The organism is Halalkalibacter alkalisediminis, assembly GCF_028610705.1.
Classification (GTDB): domain Bacteria; phylum Bacillota; class Bacilli; order Bacillales; family Bacillaceae_D; genus Halalkalibacter; species Halalkalibacter alkalisediminis.
Genome location: NZ_JAQQWT010000006.1, coordinates 271,324 through 290,088 on the forward strand (window position 1 = coordinate 271,324; position 18,765 = coordinate 290,088).

14 protein-coding genes are annotated in these 18,765 nt (G+C 39.3%); all 14 read right to left on the minus strand.

The genetic code is table 11. The features are described 5' to 3' along the window. Positions 1-409: 409 nt before the first annotated feature. Positions 410-2,182, minus strand: coding sequence for a two-component system histidine kinase PnpS (gene pnpS, locus PQ474_RS12060; protein ID WP_273843460.1), 1,773 nt, complete (start codon positions 2,180-2,182; stop codon positions 410-412). Continuing rightward, entirely contained in the window at positions 2,175-2,900 is a 726-nt protein-coding gene (locus PQ474_RS12065) for a response regulator transcription factor (protein ID WP_273843462.1), read from the minus strand. Before PQ474_RS12065 ends, pnpS begins: the two co-directional genes overlap by 8 nt. Positions 2,901-3,094: 194 nt before the next feature. After that, a complete protein-coding gene (mdh, locus tag PQ474_RS12070; RefSeq protein WP_273843465.1) occupies positions 3,095-4,039 on the minus strand; it encodes a malate dehydrogenase in 945 nt (314 codons plus the stop codon). A gap of 215 nt (positions 4,040-4,254) precedes the next feature. Then, the gene (icd, locus tag PQ474_RS12075) at positions 4,255-5,517 is read right to left on the minus strand and encodes an NADP-dependent isocitrate dehydrogenase (protein WP_273843468.1); all 1,263 of its coding nucleotides are present in this window, start codon (positions 5,515-5,517) and stop codon (positions 4,255-4,257) included. 112 nt (positions 5,518-5,629) lie between these two features. After that, positions 5,630-6,745 carry a citrate synthase gene (gene citZ / locus PQ474_RS12080; protein WP_273843471.1) on the minus strand — a complete coding sequence of 372 codons (1,116 nt, stop codon included), beginning with the start codon at positions 6,743-6,745 and terminating at the stop codon, positions 5,630-5,632. 219 nt (positions 6,746-6,964) lie between these two features. Beyond that, positions 6,965-7,438 carry a DUF441 domain-containing protein gene (locus PQ474_RS12085; RefSeq protein WP_273843591.1) on the minus strand — a complete coding sequence of 158 codons (474 nt, stop codon included), beginning with the start codon at positions 7,436-7,438 and terminating at the stop codon, positions 6,965-6,967. 40 nt (positions 7,439-7,478) lie between these two features. After that, entirely contained in the window at positions 7,479-7,874 is a 396-nt protein-coding gene (locus tag PQ474_RS12090; protein WP_273843473.1) for an FxsA family protein, read from the minus strand. 102 nt (positions 7,875-7,976) lie between these two features. Beyond that, on the minus strand, positions 7,977-9,731 hold the full coding sequence (gene pyk, locus PQ474_RS12095) for a pyruvate kinase (protein ID WP_273843475.1): 1,755 nt from the start codon (positions 9,729-9,731) through the stop codon (positions 7,977-7,979). Between the two features lie 254 nt (positions 9,732-9,985). Continuing rightward, entirely contained in the window at positions 9,986-10,945 is a 960-nt protein-coding gene (gene pfkA / locus PQ474_RS12100) for a 6-phosphofructokinase (protein ID WP_273843477.1), read from the minus strand. A gap of 195 nt (positions 10,946-11,140) precedes the next feature. Beyond that, positions 11,141-12,124, minus strand: a complete 984-nt coding sequence (gene accA / locus PQ474_RS12105) for an acetyl-CoA carboxylase carboxyl transferase subunit alpha (protein ID WP_273843479.1) — start codon at positions 12,122-12,124, stop codon at positions 11,141-11,143. 15 nt (positions 12,125-12,139) lie between these two features. Continuing rightward, complete coding sequence (gene accD / locus PQ474_RS12110; protein WP_273843481.1) at positions 12,140-12,985, minus strand: acetyl-CoA carboxylase, carboxyltransferase subunit beta; 846 nt, start codon at positions 12,983-12,985, stop codon at positions 12,140-12,142. Positions 12,986-13,086: 101 nt separating this feature from the next. Then, positions 13,087-13,752, minus strand: coding sequence for a FadR/GntR family transcriptional regulator (locus PQ474_RS12115; protein ID WP_273843483.1), 666 nt, complete (start codon positions 13,750-13,752; stop codon positions 13,087-13,089). A 70-nt stretch (positions 13,753-13,822) separates the two neighbouring features. Further along, complete coding sequence (ystJ, locus tag PQ474_RS12120; protein WP_273843592.1) at positions 13,823-15,034, minus strand: NADP-dependent malic enzyme; 1,212 nt, start codon at positions 15,032-15,034, stop codon at positions 13,823-13,825. 260 nt (positions 15,035-15,294) lie between these two features. After that, on the minus strand, positions 15,295-18,660 hold the full coding sequence (dnaE, locus tag PQ474_RS12125; protein WP_273843485.1) for a DNA polymerase III subunit alpha: 3,366 nt from the start codon (positions 18,658-18,660) through the stop codon (positions 15,295-15,297). Between the last annotated feature and the right edge of the window lie 105 nt (positions 18,661-18,765).

The following is an 18,765-nucleotide window of genomic DNA, read 5'->3' on the forward strand; positions in this document are numbered from 1 at the left end:
GTAGTTGTGGATAAAATGGGAGAAGTAGGAATCTAGTTAGGTCAAGGGCGACTTTACTTCGGTACGTTAACTTTCTTCTTTGTGTTGTTTTGATGGCTGATCATGGCTTGCAATGGCTCCACTCGCTGCGCACCTTTTGAGAAGATCGCTCAAAAGGCTTAAGACATGGCCGCGGCTACACTCATTACTTAGAGTTAAGGACAAAAGGTAAAGGGCGACCATTTCTCCTCAACTCTAAAAAAAGGATGTGAGCATAAAGGGGCGCTCACATCCTATAAGGGGATGTACTTTTGGACAACTAGAGTGTTGTCTAGTTGCTCGACAGTGATGAAACCGTTCTATTACATTGTAGCCGGCCAACATTAAGCATGTTTAAAGTGATTGTAAATATTTTGTAAATGATGTCACTCTATTGTTGACGTTCTTTATGAAATTCAATAGAAAATGTCGTTCCTTTTCCCACTTGGCTTGTAACCGATATGATACCAGAATGAGCTTCTACTAAATGCTTTACAATTGCTAAACCTAGTCCTGTTCCGCCTGAATTTCTACTTCGAGCTCTGTCTACTCTGTAAAAACGTTCAAAAATTCTAGGTAATTCGCTCTCACTGATTCCGACGCCTGTATCAATTACATCTAGTTCAACGCGGTTTTCTCTCCCTTTTAAGAAAACCGTTACGTGTCCTCCAGTCGGCGTATACGCAATTGCATTGTTAATTAAGTTTATTGCGATCTGTTTCAGACGAGTAGCATCCCCTTCAAGAGTTGTATCTCCTTCTATAACTAGATCAAGATGAATCCCTTTATTTTTGGCCTTTTCTTTTAGTAGATCAAATACTTCTTCTATAATCGTTTTAAAATTTGTTGTATGCCAGTTGAGCCTAAAGTATGATTGTTCGATTCGCGAGAGCTCAAGTAATTCTTCAATTAAATCTTGAAGCCTTTCACTCTCTTTTGCGATAATATTTAGAAATTTTTCTCTCAACGGTTCTGAATGCATGGCCCCATCCAAAAGAGTCTCTGTAAAACCTTTGATCGAAGTTACAGGCGTCTTTAATTCGTGGGAAACATTTGCAACAAAATCAGTCCTAACTTGTTCTAGTTTCTTTAAGCCAGTAATGTCATGAAGAACGAGAACGATTCCTTTTAATTTCCCTCTATTACTCATAACTGGTGCGCCATACACTTCAAAATGACGTACTTCAAGTTTCACAGGAAAATGAATTTGCTTCCTTTGGTTTTCCTCTGTTAGAAAGATCGTCTGAACAATCCGAATGACCTCTTTATGTTTAATCACGTCATGGTAAAGCTGATTTAACCAAAGATCGGTATTCTCTTGAAAAATTGTGCGACATGTTCCATTAATAAGAGTGATATCTCCTTTTGTATTAATCAGAATTAAGCCACTACCCATATTTTCAATTAACGTTTCCATCCGTTCCGTTTGAGCTTGGTGTCGCTTCGTAAGACGCTCTAAATTGTAAGCCAAAATGTTAATGGAGCGTGTCAATTGGCCAATTTCATCCCGCTTCCCTTCTTGTATTCTAACCTTATAATTCCCCTCGGCTAACTCATTCGCAACAACAGTAGCTTGTTCAATGGGTCTAATCATTTCGTTAGCTACCCGGTAGGTTATAGACACAATAATGATAAAAGCAATGATAAAACTAGTAGCTAATATCCCCCAGATGATCTGATCCATTTCAGCTAATGTTTGAGTGGAGAGTCCTAAGCGTAAATAGCCTAAGTGATTTCCTGAAGGGTCTATAATCGAAACTGCGTAATATAGTAATTCGTCATGAACAGTATCACTATGACGAATTTCAGCTCCCTTCTCGCCTCTTTTAGCAGCAGCAATCTCTGGTCTTGTTAAATGATTATCCATCAGAGACGGATCCTTCTCTGATTCTCCAATAACCGTGCCATCTGGTAAGATAATTGTTACTCGTGCCTCAAGCATTTCGGAAAACTCGATCGCTAAACGTTGTGGTGTTTCTCCTGTCAAGCTCTCTTTTTCACTGATAATATAAGCAGCTAAATTGGTTTCTTTTTCGATACGTTCAGTTAAGTTGCTCAAATAGAATGCTTGATACAACTGCCCAATAACAATGCCAAGTCCTGCCATCACTAGCAGCGTGATTAGCAATGTAGCAAAGTTGAGCTTGAACCGTAGTTTATACATGTAAGGAAGGCTCCTCTAATTTATAACCAAGCCCTCGGATTGTCTTAATATATACAGGCTTCTTTGTATTTGCTTCGATTTTCTCCCGAAGATGACTTATGTGCACATCAACAATTCTTGTATCGCCAACAAATTCATAGTTCCAAACGGCATTTAAAAGTTGATCTCTTGTTAAAACACGGCCTTTATGATTGGCTAAATACAAAAGTAATTCGAATTCTTTCGGTGTTAGTTCTATGGACTGCTTCTTGAACAGCACTTCATAATTTTCTGGATAAATTTCTACTTCTCCAAATTTAATCACTTGATCTTGATTAGAGCTTTTAGATACCTCATTTTCTGAAATTACAGGTTGGGATCGTCTTAAGATAGCACGGACTCTTGCAACCACTTCCCTTGGGCTAAACGGTTTCGTCATATAATCGTCCGCTCCAAGCTCCAATCCTAAGACTTTGTCAAACTCATCATCTTTAGCCGTTAACATCAAAATCGGTGTCATGATTTTATTTTGACGTAACTGTTTACACACATCTAGACCGTCCATTTCAGGTAACATGAGATCAAGTATAAGCATATCAAAGCTTTCATTTTTGGCGAGTTCAAGTGCTTTAGCACCATCGAGCGCAGTTGTTACCTCGTAACCAGACTGCTCCAAATTAAATTGAAGCAGAGTAACGATTGATTCTTCATCATCGACTATTAATAAGCGTTGTGACATATTAAACCTCCAAGCCCGACTTTATTACGAGCGACATGTTACGGTTTCATCCCTGCCGAGTGAATCGGCTCTCTTTTTATAGTTTCAGTATAGCAAACAATGCTCAAAGAGGATAACTCTATTTACCGAAATTGTCTCTTCCCTTCTCTAACCAAAAAAAGTACACCACTCGTAAGTGGCATACTTTAAGAAAATTATGCAGTTGGCAATGCCGACATAACATTTTTAATAGATTCAACAGATTTAGCAAGGGCTGCTTTTTCATCTTCTGTTAAATCAAGCTCAATGACCTTTTCAATTCCGTCTCCACCAAGGATGGTTGGAACACCCACATAAAGATCATTATAGCCATACTCACCTTCAAGGTAAGCAATTGTAGGAATAACACGTTTCTTATCTTTAATGATTGCTTCAACCATTTGAGTAAGTGACGCAGCTGGCGCGTAGTAAGCACTTCCGTTACCTAGAAGACCAACAATCTCACCGCCACCTTTACGTGTGCGCTCAACAATAGCGTCTAAGCGATCTTGAGGGATAAGCTTCTCAAGTGGCACACCGCCAGCAGCTGAGTAACGAATAAGTGGAACCATGTCGTCACCGTGTCCACCAAGAACGAAACCTGTAATATCTTCAACAGATAGGTTTAATTCTTGTGCAACGAATGTACGGAAACGTGCCGTATCAAGTACTCCGGATTGACCAATTACACGATTTTTAGGGAAGCCAGACTCTTTGTAAACCGTGTAAGTCATTGCATCTGCTGGGTTCGTTAAAACGATAATGTAGCAATTAGGTGAGTATTTAACAACTTCCTTTGTAACAGCCTTCATAATTCCAGCATTTGTGCTCACAAGATCATCACGACTCATACCTGGTTTACGTGCAATTCCAGCAGTGATAACAACAACATCAGAATCCTTCGTATCTGCATAATCTGAAGTTCCGACAATATTCGAATCAATTCCTGCAACAGGTGTCGATTCTAGCATATCTAGTGCTTTACCTTTTGTTGGACCTTCCATTTGTGGAATATCAAGAAGAACAACGTCTCCTAGTTCTTTTTGAGCAACCATAAGAGCAGTTGTAGCTCCAGTGAAGCCACCACCAATAACAGAAATCTTTCTACGTTTAATTGCCATGACACACTCACTCCCCATGATAAGAATTTTTGATATAATTTGAATTTTACGTTCAAAAAAGTGCAATGAATTGCAATGGACCCGCACGCTGTGAAGGGGGTTAGCACGTAACAGCGGCTTCGCTCATTCCTTCAAGTTAACACCAAAAGGTTGTAAATGACCTTTTGGTGTTCATTCTCTTATAGGTTGTAAATGACCTTTTGGTGTTCATTCTCTTATAGGTTTTTAATTAACTCTTCAGCAAATCCAGAACAAGAAACTTCTGTAGCGCCGTCCATTAGACGTGCAAAGTCATATGTTACAACTTTGCTTGCGATTGTTTTGTCCATAGATGCCATGATTAGATCAGCCGCTTCAAACCAACCTAAGTGACGAAGTAATAACTCACCAGAAAGTAAAACTGAAGATGGGTTTACTTTATCAAGACCAGCGTATTTAGGAGCCGTACCGTGTGTAGCTTCAAAAATAGCGTGTCCTGTGTCGTAGTTAATGTTTGCTCCTGGAGCAATACCGATTCCACCAACTTGTGCAGCAAGGGCGTCAGAAATGTAGTCACCATTCAAGTTCATTGTTGCTACAACATCAAACTCTTTAGGACGAGTTAAAATTTGTTGTAAGAAGATATCAGCAATCGAATCTTTAACGATAATCTTGCCTTCAGCTTCTGCATCAGCTTGTGCTTTATTAGCAGCATCTTTGCCTTCTGTTTCAACTAACTTATCATATTGAGCCCATGTGAAGACTTTATCTCCGAACTCACGCTCAGCTACTTCATAACCCCAGTTTTTGAAGGCTCCTTCAGTGAACTTCATAATGTTACCTTTGTGAACAAGTGTCACACTCTTACGACCCTCGTCAATTGCATATTGAATAGCCGCACGAACTAGTCGGTCTGTTCCTTCCTGCGATACTGGCTTAATTCCGATACCAGATGTTTCAGGGAAACGGATTTTCGTAGCTCCCATTTCATTTTGTAAGAAGGCAATAAGTTTCTTAACTTCTTCAGATCCTTCTTTATACTCGATACCAGCATAAATATCCTCAGAGTTTTCACGGAAGATAACCATATCTGTATCTTCAGGACGTTTTACAGGTGAAGGAACTCCATTAAAATAACGGACAGGACGAAGACATACGTAAAGGTCAAGCTCTTGACGAAGTGCAACGTTTAAAGAACGAATACCACCACCGATTGGCGTTGTTAAAGGTCCTTTGATTGCGATCATATATTCACGAACAGCTTCTAATGTTTCTTCCGGCAGCCACTCACCTGTTTGGTTGAACGCTTTTTCACCAGCAAGAATTTCTTTCCACTCGATTTTCTTCTCTCCGTTATATGCTTTTTCAACAGCAGCATCTAATACTCGTGAAGCAGCTGCCCAAATATCTGGTCCAATACCGTCACCTTCAATGTAAGGAACGATTGGATTGTTTGGTACATCAAGTACACCATTGTTTACTTTAATTACGTCTGCCATGTTCTTAACCTCCTGAAATAATTAAAAATATAAGACTACCTAGTCTAATGTAGCCAAAATTCAACGCACTTGTCAATCTATGTACAGGGAGGTCATCCTCCCAGGCACGCTCTTATCGTTGTTCAATTGGAATATAAGTTTGTTTACCAGGTCCAACATATTCAGCACGTGGACGGATAAGACGATTATTACTATATTGCTCAAGGATATGAGCTAACCAGCCTGATGCACGACTTACTGCAAAAATCGGTGTAAAAAGGTCATGTTTAATACCAAGGCTGTGGTAAACACTTGCAGAGTAAAAATCTACATTTGGTAGTAAACCCTTTTCTCCAGTAACCATTTCATTAATTTTGGTAGACATCTCGTACCACTTTGTCTCACCAGTAATTTCTGTTAAACGCTTAGACATTTCTTTTAAATGCTTCGCACGTGGGTCTCCATCTTTATAGACACGATGTCCAAAGCCCATGATTTTTTCTTTATTATCTAATGCTTTACGAATGTATGGTTCAACGTTTTCAACGTCTTCAATTTCCATAAGCATTTTCATAACCGCTTCGTTTGCACCACCATGAAGTGGGCCTTTTAAAGCGCCAATCGCAGCTGTAATACCCGAGTATACATCTGATAATGTCGCAACACAGACACGAGCTGTAAACGTAGAAGCATTTAACTCATGGTCAGCATGCAATACAAGTGCTTTATTAAAGGCATTGACAGCAATTTCGTCTGGCTCATTGCCCGTTAACATGTACAAGAAGTTTGCAGCAAATCCTAAATCACTACGCGGGCCAACTGGCTCTAAACCATCACGAATGCGTGAAAACGCTGTCACGATCGTTGGGATTTGTGCTTGAATTTTAACCGCCTTAAGTCGGTTTGCTTCCTCTTCCATTACATCTGCTTGTTCATCAAATAATGCCAAACTTGAAATCGCTGACCGAAGAGCCGCCATTGGATGAACTTTGTCGATTGGATAAGCTTTCATTTGGTCAATAATTTCTTTTGGAACTTCAGCATGATCTGCTAGCTCTTGAGTAAATTGACTCAGCTCCGTTGAATTTGGTAATCGTCCATTCCATAAGAGATAAATAACCTCTTCAAAACTCGCATTATCCGCTAAATCATCAATATCATATCCTTGATAAGTAAGGACACTTTCAATAATGGAACTAACGCTTGACGTCGTTGCTACAATACCTTCTAGACCACGAGTTGTACTCACGTTAACCTCTCCTTTTCTTTAAAACTTAGTTTCCCCAAAATAGTAAATGCTTACATTCCACTTTTTAGAGAATGCAGGCTGTTTCTATGTATAAGGATGTTCACAACTTCTATTATAACGATTTATTAAGCTTTTGTGAACGTTTTCTCTAAAAGTTGTTTTTAAATTCTAAAATTTCTCTTTTACTTTTTGCTAAAAAACCTATTCCCTACAATACTTTTAGCTCCCTAAATTAGAAAAAAAACTTACAACTTTCATAGCAAAATAAGCAATTCCAGCTCCGATTAATGGACCTACGGCAACTCCTTTAAAAACAGCAACAGCTAAAATAGTTCCAAAAACTAAAGCTGTTGTAATGTGTGGGTCGTTCTTCAATAAACTAATTCCGTTCGCCGCAATTAATGCTACTAAAATCCCAGACGCAAGAGCAACCCAGGCATAAGAGGATCTAACGGCTTCCCCTAATTGTTTAAAACCAATTTCACCTGTCACTATAGGAGTTAAGACTGCGATCGTAATAACTGTTACACCAATATTAATTCCTTTTTGTTGAAAGAGAGGAAATAACTTATCACCGAGTCCGACCCATTTAACGATCAGTAAAAAGGCAACTGCTACTATTAAAGATTGATTTTTCGCAACGATAGCGACAGCTAATAAAATTAACATAAAAATGGATGCTTGTGACAACAGTCTTCCCTCTTTCTTTTTTACAGGTTACCTTTTCAACAGATTATCTTCGATTCAAAATGATAAAGTTCCCATTTTTAATCATATTATTGAAGATTTTTAAGAGCAGAGCTTTTGCATACGTTCTTGTTTGCGGAACCAATAAGAAAAAGCCGATCGCATCAGTGATAAAACCTGGAGTTAATAAAACTACACCACCAATTAGTATACATATGCCATCAAGTAATACGCCGCTAGGCAATTGACCTTGCTGTGTTTGAAGTTGAGCTAATCGTACAGCTTGAAGTCCTTCTTTTTTAGCAAGCCAGGCCCCTAATACACCTGTAGCAATGATAAGGAATATCGTTTGCCAAACTCCGATTACATTTCCAGCTAATATGAGGACGGCAATTTCTAACGCAGGTACAACGATAATCAGTAATAGTAATATTCGAAACATAGCATGCTCCTTTTTTGAGTTCTGAATAAGAGAACAAAATGGTACGAATTTCAGTTTTGATATAAAAATAGGAGAAGGGATTCCCTTCTCCATAGTTATTAATTATAGTACACTAGCGTGTCCTCTGTAAATATCCCCACGCGCACTATCGACCGTAATTTCTTCACCATCTTTAAATAGATCAAGCGCCCCTTGCACACCAACAATAACAGGCGTACTTAAGTTAATGCCAACTACTGCTGCATGTGAAGTTAATCCACCTTCTTCTGTGATAACCGCTGCAGCTTTTTCAAAAGCAGGAATCATATCTTTGTCTGTGCTATACGTAACTAAGATAGAGCCTTCTGTTGTCTTTTCAAGTGCTTCTGCCGCATCGCGCGCCACAACCACTCGTCCTGCTGCAGACCTGCGGCCAATTCCTTGACCTTTCGCAACAACCTCGCCAATGACATGGACCTTCATAATATTCGTTGTTCCTGTTTCTCCTACTGGAACTCCAGCAGTAATGACCACTAGATCTCCTTGCTTAATTGAATTAGATTCTAAAGCAGTTGAAATCGTCGATTCGAACATTTCATCAGTGGATGTAGCTTCTCTTCCTTGTATAGGAGTTACACCCCAAACAAGACTTAGCTTGCGAATCACCTTTGCATTACTTGTAACGGCAATGATTGGTGACTTAGGACGATATTTAGAAACCACACGAGCCGTATGACCACTCTCAGTCGCTGATAAAATAACAGCTGCATTTAAGTTAAAGGCTGTATGAGCAACCGATTGACCAATTGCACTAGTAATTGTAGTTGTCTCTTCTTTCGTTTTCTTACGAAGCATATTGCTGTAATTAAGAGCTTGCTCTGTACGAGTTGCAATATTGTGCATCGTTTGAACAGATTCAACCGGATAGTCCCCAGCAGCTGTTTCACCAGAAAGCATGATTGCATCCGTGCCATCAAAAATCGCATTCGCAACATCACTTGCTTCCGCTCTTGTAGGTCTTGGGTTACGTTGCATGGAATCAAGCATCTGAGTTGCCGTAATAACCGGCTTTGCAGCAAAGTTACATTTTTTAATAAGTTGCTTTTGTACTAAAGGTACTTCTTCAGCTGGAATTTCCACTCCTAAATCTCCACGTGCAACCATTAAGCCGTCCGAAACATCTAAGATTTCGTCAATGTTATCAACGCCTTCTTGATTTTCAATCTTTGGAATGATATGAATTTCACTTCCATTATTGTTATCGAGAAGTTCACGAATTTCTAAAACATCTGTTGCTCTTCTTACGAATGACGCAGCAATGAAGTCAACACCTTGCTCAATACCAAATTTAATATCTGCAGCATCTTTATCCGTTAAAGCAGGTAAGTTTACACTTACATTCGGTACATTTACACCTTTTTTATTTTTTAACGTCCCACTGTTTAAGACCTTTGTTACTAGTTCACCTTCAAGCACTTCAGTTACTTCAAGACCAATTAATCCATCATCAAGAAGAATGCTAGAACCTGGTGATACATCATTAATCAGGCCAGGGTAACTAACTGAGATTTTCTTATTATTCCCGACTACTTCAGTCATTGAAATAATTAGTTCATCGCCTGCTTTTAATTCAGCTACTCCACCTTCTAATGTTTGTGTACGAATTTCTGGACCTTTCGTATCTAAAAGAATGGCAACCGTATTCCCTGTTTTTTCCGCAGCTTCACGAATGTTTTTAATACGAGCACCGTGCTCCTCAAAATCTCCGTGTGAAAAATTCAAACGAGCTACATTCATTCCGGCTTCAATTAACGCTACTAACTTGTCCACTGACTCACTTGCTGGACCAATCGTACAGACTATTTTTGTTTTACGCATATTTGCCTCCTGATTTAATTTAATTAAAAATAATGGCTAATTTAGATTATAGAGAAAGGTTTCAGCCTTTTTCGATTCTTGAAGGTGTTTCTGTGGTCATACGATTTTATAGAAAAAGGGGCATTCGACCTTTTTCCGCTTTCAAGAGCGTACCTGTTTGGTTGGTGCATTGGCTACACTAAAGAAAGGCTTAAAACATGGCAGCGGCTTCGATTTCAGAGAAAAAGGTTAAGTTCGACCTTTCTCTAAAATCTCTAAATCGATAATTGTTGTGATAGCTTGTACATCTCTAAGTCAATTGTATGTTTCTTTGCTAGTGCTTCGTTAATGTCATGGTAGACAAGTTCATTTTTTTCGATTCCAACTGTAACGCCTGCTTTTCCTTCTAAGAGGAGGTCTACCGCTTTTGCTCCGAGTCGACTGGCGAGGACACGGTCAAATCCTGTTGGTGATCCTCCACGTTGAATGTGACCTAGTACGGTAACACGTGTTTCAAGGTTCATCGCCTCTTTAATGCGGTCCCCAAAGTCAAAACCTGTACCAGCACCTTCTGCAACGATAATAATACTGTGTTTTTTCCCACGTTCTTGTCCACGTTTTAGACGACCAATGATTTCTTCCATATCATAATCTGCTTCCGGAACGACAATTGTCTCTGCTCCATCCGCTAGACCAGACCAAAGAGCTAAGTCTCCAGCGTGACGTCCCATTACTTCAATCACATATGTACGCTCATGCGAAGTTGCCGTATCACGAATCTTATCTATTGCATCAATAACAGTATTTAATGCCGTATCAAAACCAATCGTAAAGTCAGTTCCTGGAATATCGTTATCAATCGTTCCAGGGACACCGATTGTAGGAAAGCCATGTTCTGTAAGTTTTTGAGCGCCTCTATATGAACCATCTCCACCGATGACAACAAGTCCTTCAATCCCGAATTTCTTCAGCTGTTCAATTCCTTTTTGTTGTCCTTCAAGGGTTTTGAATTCTTCACAACGAGCAGTATAAAGCATCGTTCCTCCTCGATGAATGATATCACCTACTGAACCTAGCTCCATTTTCTTAATATCACCATTAATTAACCCTTGATAACCATAAGAAATTCCATACACTTCTAATTCATGAAAAATAGCCTTACGTACAACAGCACGAATAGCTGCATTCATTCCGGGTGAATCTCCACCACTTGTTAATACACCAATTCTCTTCATACGAACAACCTCCTCAAACTTTATATACAGTAAAATCATAAAAAACAGATGTTAATATAGCTTGTGTATTTTCCTCTTATTCATGAAGATTTTTCTGAGAGTTTCACATCCATTTTTTAAAATACCACTTTACTGAGATGAATACAATCCAGTAACTACCAACACAAAAAGAGCTTCCGAAAAAACCGGAAGCATTTAGCCTTTATTAATAGGCATGACATCGTTTACATACGTAAATTGTCCAATATTTTTATATTTTTGATAGCGTTGCTCAATTAGCTCATCCTCTGTTAATTCAGAAAGAGCGACCATTGATTGTTGTAGTACTGCGTCAATTGATCTTGCTTGTTGTGCAACATCACGATGTGCGCCACCTTTCACCTCATGAATGATCTCATCTATGATTCCCAGCTCTTTTAAATCTGGAGCTGTAATTTTCATTGACTCCGCTGCTTTTTGAGCAAGGGATGCATCTTTCCATAGTAGGGCTGCAGCACCCTCAGGAGAAATGACCGAATACGTTGAATTTTCTAGCATATGAATATGGTTCCCCACACCTAGCGCTAATGCTCCACCGCTACCGCCTTCACCAATAACAATGCAGACAACAGGTACGGTAAGGCCAGCCATTTCTAGTAAATTTTTCGCAATCGCTTCACTCTGTCCACGTTCTTCTGCCGCTTTCCCAGGGTAAGCTCCTTTTGTATCTATGAAACAAATAATGGGACGATCAAATTTCTCTGCTTGCTTCATTAGACGAAGAGCTTTTCGATAACCTTCTGGATGTGGCATCCCAAAATTCCGTCGGATGTTTTCTTTTGTATCTTTTCCGCGTTGGTGACCTATAACAGTTATGGCTCTACCTTTATATTTGGCGATTCCTCCAACAATCGCTGCGTCATCTCCGTAATATCGGTCGCCATGCATTTCTAGAAAATCCGTAAATAAATGTTCAATATAATCAAGAGTAGTAGGGCGCTCATTATGCCTAGCTATTTGAACACGCTCCCATGGCTGTAGATTGCCATAGATATCTCTTTCTAGTTGCTGTAAGCGATTTTCAAGTTTGGAAATTTCATCTGTCAGATCCATTTCTTTTTCTTCTGTAAATGTTCGAAGCTCAGAAATTTTATTTTTTAATTCTAAAATTGGCTTTTCAAATCCTAATTCACTTGCCATCTTTCTACACCTCCCTTATAAAGCATGGATGTCTAATATCTTTGTTAATGTTTCCTTCATTTCTAAACGCGGGAGAACCCGATCAAGCTGTCCATGCTTTAAAAGAAATTCAGCCGTTTGAAAGTCTTCAGGTAAGTCTTGACGAATGGTTTGTTCAATAATTCTTCGTCCTGCAAATCCAATCAATGCCTTTGGTTCGGCAAAGTTATAATCTCCTAGAGAAGCAAAACTAGCAGATACTCCACCAGTGGTTGGGTGCGTCATAATCGAAATGAATAATCCACCTTGTCGACTTAATTTTTGCAAAGCTGCACTCGTTTTCGCCATCTGCATTAAACTTAATACCCCTTCTTGCATTCTCGCTCCACCAGAGGCTGAGAATAAAATGAATGGGACGTTTAATTCAATAGCTTGTTCGACGGCTCTAGTGATTTTCTCCCCGACAACAGAACCCATACTCCCCATTCTAAAACGAGAGTCCATAACGGCCATTACGACTCCATATCCATTGATCGTGCCCTTTCCCGTTACAATGGCTTCGTTTAAGTTTGTTTTTTTACGATCTGCTTCTAACTTATCTTCATATGTCGGAAAGTCAAGCGGATTCTGACTAATCATATCTTTATCATATTCTGTGAACGAACCCACATCAAGTAAGCTATCGAATCGTTCTGGTGCTGTCATTCGAAAATGGTGTCCACATGAGTCACAAACATTTAAATTCTTTTGAAGCTCTTTCGTGTACATAATCGTCCGACATGACGGACATTTTGTCATTAAGCCTTCTGGGACTTCTTGCTTTGCCCGTTCTGAAGGAATTGTTGCGTATCTTTTCTTCTTCTTTAGGAAATCCTTAAGCACTTTCCCACCTCATTCGCTTAAGCTGTAATAGTTCATCTTATGGCAATAGTTTTAAAAATAGTACAGGCTATCATGAACGGCAACTTATTAAAATGGCTTCACTAAAAACGACTATTTTCTAAATGACGTCTCATAGCTAGCGTCGCTTGATCACGATCTCGATTTTTTAGAGCCTGATAAATTTCTTCATGTTCCTTTAAAGAGGCTGACATACGCCCTTCTCTTTGCAGAGAACGTTCGATTGCAACTTTGTTATATTCAACAAGGGAAATCCATAAATTTAGGAGCAACCGATTCCCACACGCTTTTACAATCGTTTTATGAAATAAATAATCCTCTTCAACCGGCAAATCACCATGAGACCATTCTTCTTTTGCACGATTCAAAAGCTGATCAAGCTTCATAATGGATTCATCAGAGATTCGATCACAAGCTAATTTTAAAGCTTCAAGCTCTACTATTCGTCTTGTTTCCGTCAAATCCTTCCTGTCATTTTCATCTTTCAGCAAAAATGATAAAAGAATTTCAACTAGACGATAACTGCCAAATGGCTTCATATACGTACCTTCTCCACGACGCGTTTCAATTAAATCAAGCAATTCTAATGCCCGTAGAGCTTCTCGGACAGAAGAGCGACCTACGTCTAGACGGTCGCTCAATTCTCTCTCTGAAGGTAGTTTATCACCACTTCTTAACTGATCTTCATTTATAATATTGTTAATTTGTTTAATAACTTCTATATACACTTTCGGTTGTTCTGAGGACATTTCTCACCCTCACTTCAGTTATAAGTTCAAGGTCGTTTTATTAGAAAACATCGCTCTCTATTGCTCCCTCTTATTCCTCGTCGCCAATAATAGCTAGTCGACGCGTTTTTTCAGCAATTGCTTCTGGGTCAACTTTCTTACGGGCAACACCTGTTTCCATTGCCGTTTTTGCTACAGCAGAAGCTACAGCTGGGGCCACTCTTGGATCAAATGGAGCTGGGATGACATAGTCAGGAGTTAGTTCTGCTTCCGTAACTAGATCAGCAATTGCGTAGACAGCAGCCACTTTCATTTCCTCGTTAATGTGAGTGGCTCTCACATCAAGGGCTCCTCTGAAAATACCAGGGAATGCAAGAACATTGTTAACCTGATTAGGAAAATCAGAGCGTCCTGTTCCAATTACCTTTGCACCTGCTGCTTTTGCTTCTTCTGGCATAATTTCTGGTGTAGGATTCGCCATTGCAAAAATAGTAGGATCTGGATTCATGCTTTCAATCATCTCTTTAGTTAGAGCTCCGGCAACCGATACTCCGATAAACACATCAGACCCTTTAATCACATCTGCCAAACTACCTTCTAATTTGTCGCGGTTAGTAAACTTAGCCACTTCTGCTTTCATGCTATTCATGCCATAAGTGCGACCTTCAAAAATAGCCCCCTTTGAATCACACATAATGATGTCCCTGACACCCATTCTTTGCATCAATTTAATGATGGCAATTCCCGCTGATCCAGCTCCATTTGCCACGACTTTAATTTCAGACATACTCTTTCCTGTGATTTTCAATGCATTAATTAAACCAGCTAACGTAACGATAGCCGTTCCGTGTTGATCGTCATGAAACACAGGAATATTGGTCTCTTTTTTCAAACGTTCTTCAATTTCAAAGCAGTCTGGTGCAGCAATGTCCTCTAAATTAACACCACCGAAAGTAGGTTCAAGCAATTTCACTGTTTCAATGATTTTCTCTGCGTCTGTTGTACGTAAGCAGATAGGGAATGCATCGACACCAGCAAACGATTTAAATAGAACCGCTTTTCCTTCCATAACAGGTAAAGATGCTTCTGGTCCGATATTCCCAAGCCCTAGTACTGCTGTACCATTACTAACAACAGCAACCATGTTCCCCTTCATTGTATATTCATAAACAGTTTCGACATCTTCAAAAATTTCTTTACAAGGTTCAGCTACACCAGGAGAATAGGCCAAACTTAAATCCTTTGCATTACGTACAGCTACCTTTGCTCTAGATTCAAGTTTCCCCTGATTAATACGATGCATATGTAAAGCTTCTTCTCTAGTCGTTGCCACAATGACACTCTCCTTCAATGTAAGATTATCTATTTTTTTAATAAAATTCACTGGTCTGACCACTAAAACATCCTTTATTATATAGAAGATTCCTTGATTAGCCAAGACTAAATATGAAATGAATCTACCAAAGTGATAAAATGCCCTATTTACGACTAACTCTCAATAAACTTATACGGAAAATATTCTATTTTGAAAGAATAACTGACAATACTGTCTAGCTTCATTTTTTATATAGTTGCTTTTAATACTACATTCTCATCACCTAAGAGCTTTTTCATACCATTTAAGAAGTCGAAACTTGAGCTTACATAATAATCTTGAGATAAATGAATCGTTTGCTGAGTTCTCTCGTAATACAAAATAACCGGGATCGCACCCTTCTCCTCAAGAAGTAAACTTTTCACTTTTGTTAATATCTCAGGTTTCCCTTGTTCAGCTGTGATTCTTAAGTAAAGTGCATCTAGCTCTTTCTTTACACCTAGAGAATCGACAGGCGCTGCTTTATCGACAATTAGTTGGAGTCGTTCCTTTGTCTGATCAAAACGCCCCTCTACTAACACAAGCCTTCCTTCGTCAAACACTTGTTCATGTTTACTCCAAGTCCGAGGAAATATGATTAATTCACATTCCCCAGATTCATCTGTAATCGCTGAGAACGCCATCCCTTCTCCTTTTTTTGTTTTGATTTTCTTAACGTGTGTAATCAACCCTGCCACTCTAACTGTTCCTTGTTTGGTCAACGCTTCATCCACAGTAAGGCGTCCTACGTCTTGCAGTTTTCCCTTCCACTCTTCAATTGGATGTCCGGATAAATAAAAACCTAATACTTCTTTTTCAAAATCCAACTTCTCTTGTGGGAGGAGTGGCTCCACTTGGCGATAATTCGGAGGTTGTAAATCTAACGTAAAGAGTCCCTCAGTCTCATTTTGAAAAGAATTCACTTCACTCGCGAAACGCACCGCTTCTTCTACCGCGTATAACAAAGTCGCACGATCTTCTTCAAACTCATCCATAGCTCCTGCTTTTATTAAGTTTTCTAATGCTTTTTTATTAACGTTTTTTTGATCAACTCGAACAGCAAAGCTAAACAAATCGGTAAAGGCTTCTTTTCTTCCTTCTTGAACAATTTGCCTTGCCGCTTGCAATCCGACATGTGCAATAGGCAATAATCCAAATCGGATCCCTTGATCTTCAATCGAGAAGAGAATTTGACTCTTTGAAACCGAGGGAGGCAACACCTCATATCCTGCATCCTTACATTCACGAATGTGATGAGCTAATTTATCATGTTGATTCCAAACCCCCGATAAAAGAGCTGTATAAAAGGCAAGTGGATAATTCACTTTTAAATACGCTAAATAATAACTAATCATGCTATAAGCAACAGCATGACTTCGATTAAAGCCGTAATCGGCAAATCGCTCAATAAGCTCATAAACTTCTTCTGCAACTTGTCTAGAATATCCTTTTAAATTAGCACCTTTTATAAAGGCTTCACGCTGTTGGTCTAGCTCTTGTTTTTTCTTTTTGCCGATCGCCCTCCTCAGAATATCTGCTTCTGCAAGAGAAAAACCAGCCATGGTCGAAGCAATTTCCATAATTTGTTCTTGATAGATTATGACCCCATATGTTCTTGTTAGAATCGGTATTAGGTCAGGATGGGCTACTGAGATCGGTGCATTTTCATGTTTGCCTTTTACATAAGTTGGGATGTATTTCATTGGACCCGGTCGATACAACGCATTGACCGCAACGATGTCTTCAAATTCTGATGGTTTTAACTGTTTTAAAGCTTGTCTCATCCCGGGTGATTCAAGTTGAAAAACTCCTGTCGTTTCTCCCTTACCTAGTAATTGGAACGTTTTTTCATCATCGAATGGAACATCCGATAAGTTTATTTTCGTCCCTGATTGTTGTTCAATTAATTTAGTTATATTCTCAAGTAACGTTAAGTTTCGTAATCCGAGAAAATCAAATTTGAGTAGTCCTAATTTTTCAACGATATCCATAGTTGCTTGAGTTAAAGAGATCATGGATTGTCCCGCTTGTAACGCCATTACTTTTGTTAATGGTTCACTGCTGATCACGACCCCCGCAGCATGAGTCGAGGAGTGGCGCGGGAGACCTTCTAATTCCAGTGCAATCTTCCACATTTCGTGTACATCCTCTGATTGTTGAACCAACTCTTGTAATGTTTCACTGTCAGCCAATGCTTTGGCTAGAGTCATTCCAGGAGCGGATGGGATCTGCTTAATAAGTTGCTCAATTACATAGCTATCGGCTCCTAGCACTTTCCCAACATCTCGAATAACAGCTCTAGCCGCTAATGTACCGAATGTAATAATTTGCGCGACATGTGCTCTTCCATACTTTTTTTGAACGTAAGTAATGATTTCATCCCGTCTATGGTCGGGGAAATCAATATCAATATCAGGCATTGAAACCCGTTCATGATTCAAAAAACGCTCAAACAGCAAATCATAATGTAATGGGTCGACATTGGTGATCTGTAATACATAAGCCACTAATGAGCCAGCAGCAGATCCCCTCCCCGGACCAGTTAAAATCCCTTGTTCTCTTGCATATTTCATAAAGTCCCATACGATTAAAAAGTAATCACTAAAGCCCATTCGTTCAATAACCGCTAACTCTTTCTCTAATCGTTCCAATACCTCGGTCGAAATATTCTCATAACGAATGGAGCAACCTTCCAGGCACAATGTTCTTAAAAATTCATTTGAACTCTGATTTACCTCATTTGGATACTTAGGGAGTTGCGGCTTATCTAGCTCTAAATGTACCGAGCACTTTGAAGCAAAAAACTGCGTTGCCTTTAGAGCTACCTCCTCTCCCTTGAAAAGATCTTGCATTTCCTTAGGACTTTGTAAATAAAAGAAAGCCTCTTTTCTTTCAAGCGGGTAATCTTCTATTTTAACGTTTTCTTTTATCGAACGGACAACTTGGTAAGCCTTCGCATCTTTCTTCTCTAAATAAAAGCAGGGCTGAGAGGCCAGTAAATGGACTCCAGTTTTCTCAGATAGCCATTTTATACTTTGATGCATTTCTTTATCCATTTTTGAACTAGCTTGCAGTTCTAAATAACAATCCGATCCCTCCATCGTTCCTAACCACGTTTTCAACCAAACACTAGCTTGCTCCTCGCGATTTTGAAACAAAAAAGAGGACAGTGGACCATTGGTAAAAGGAACGACAACCATTAAATCGTCCAAGTATGGAACCACTTCATCTCTCGTTAAGTAAGACTTCTTATCTGGTTTATGACCAATAATGGTTGAAAGCTTAAGCAAGTTGGTGTAGCCATTCTGATTTTTTGCATACACTCGAATCAAGGCCGACTCACTTGAGTGTCCTTTGCTATCTTGTTCGATGGTTAACTCCAAACCAAAAATGGGCTTTATCTGATGCTTTAAGCAGGCTTCATAAAAAGGAACAGCTCCATACATCACATGTCTATCACTTAATGCCAATGCCTTATATCCGAGTTCCTTTGCTCTTTTGACGAGGGGTTCTATTCGATTAGTGGAAGATAGAAGACTGTATTCACTGTAAACATGACTTAGGACAATCTCCATTTCAACCTCATCCCCTTTCCTTATTTGTTTCTCTAGTATAGTACAAATTCTCCTAAATTGAACACGAGAGTGCCTAAGGAGTTTCATAATTGTAGTCATAATTTC

What these genes read in the sequence shown, in the direction of transcription:
- pnpS (WP_273843460.1), bottom strand. Translation starts at nt 2,182, where the DNA reads ATGTATAAACTACGGTTCAAGCTCAACTTTGCTACATTGCTAATCACG.
- PQ474_RS12065 (WP_273843462.1), bottom strand. Translation starts at nt 2,900, where the DNA reads ATGTCACAACGCTTATTAATAGTCGATGATGAAGAATCAATCGTTACT.
- mdh (WP_273843465.1), bottom strand. Translation starts at nt 4,039, where the DNA reads ATGGCAATTAAACGTAGAAAGATTTCTGTTATTGGTGGTGGCTTCACT.
- icd (WP_273843468.1), bottom strand. Translation starts at nt 5,517, where the DNA reads ATGGCAGACGTAATTAAAGTAAACAATGGTGTACTTGATGTACCAAAC.
- PQ474_RS12090 (WP_273843473.1), bottom strand. Translation starts at nt 7,874, where the DNA reads ATGTTTCGAATATTACTATTACTGATTATCGTTGTACCTGCGTTAGAA.
- pyk (WP_273843475.1), bottom strand. Translation starts at nt 9,731, where the DNA reads ATGCGTAAAACAAAAATAGTCTGTACGATTGGTCCAGCAAGTGAGTCA.
- pfkA (WP_273843477.1), bottom strand. Translation starts at nt 10,945, where the DNA reads ATGAAGAGAATTGGTGTATTAACAAGTGGTGGAGATTCACCCGGAATG.
- accA (WP_273843479.1), bottom strand. Translation starts at nt 12,124, where the DNA reads ATGGCAAGTGAATTAGGATTTGAAAAGCCAATTTTAGAATTAAAAAAT.
- PQ474_RS12115 (WP_273843483.1), bottom strand. Translation starts at nt 13,752, where the DNA reads ATGTCCTCAGAACAACCGAAAGTGTATATAGAAGTTATTAAACAAATT.
- ystJ (WP_273843592.1), bottom strand. Translation starts at nt 15,034, where the DNA reads ATGCATCGTATTAATCAGGGGAAACTTGAATCTAGAGCAAAGGTAGCT.
- dnaE (WP_273843485.1), bottom strand. Translation starts at nt 18,660, where the DNA reads ATGGAGATTGTCCTAAGTCATGTTTACAGTGAATACAGTCTTCTATCT.